General features: G+C 43.8%; 1 protein-coding gene. It reads left to right on the top strand.

Annotation, left to right across the window (positions count from 1 at the left end; genetic code table 11):
- A partial coding sequence (locus AAEY68_RS21055) for a biotin carboxylase N-terminal domain-containing protein (RefSeq protein ID WP_350586828.1) occupies positions 1 to 274 on the top strand: 274 nt, incomplete at both ends.

Genomic DNA, 274 nt, shown 5'->3' with positions numbered 1-274 from the left:
CCATATTGGTGCTGCGCCAAGTAAAGATTCATACCTAGTCGCAGATAAAATTTTGCAGGTTGCTAAAGCCAGTGGCGCTGATTGCATTCATCCAGGCTACGGCTTTTTATCAGAAAACAGTGAATTTGCTAAAGCCTGTGAAGCCCATAACATTGCTTTTATTGGCCCACCAGCAACGAGTATTGAAGCAATGGGCTCAAAAACCCGTGCTAAAGAAATAATGGCCGCGGCAAACGTTCCTTTAGTACCTGGTTACTATGGTGATAAACAAGAC

This window comes from Pseudoalteromonas sp. RB2-MNA-CIBAN-0110, from assembly GCF_040309305.1.
Classification (GTDB): Bacteria; Pseudomonadota; Gammaproteobacteria; order Enterobacterales; family Alteromonadaceae; genus Pseudoalteromonas; species Pseudoalteromonas arctica.
This window is presented reverse-complemented; position numbering and strand designations above follow the sequence as displayed.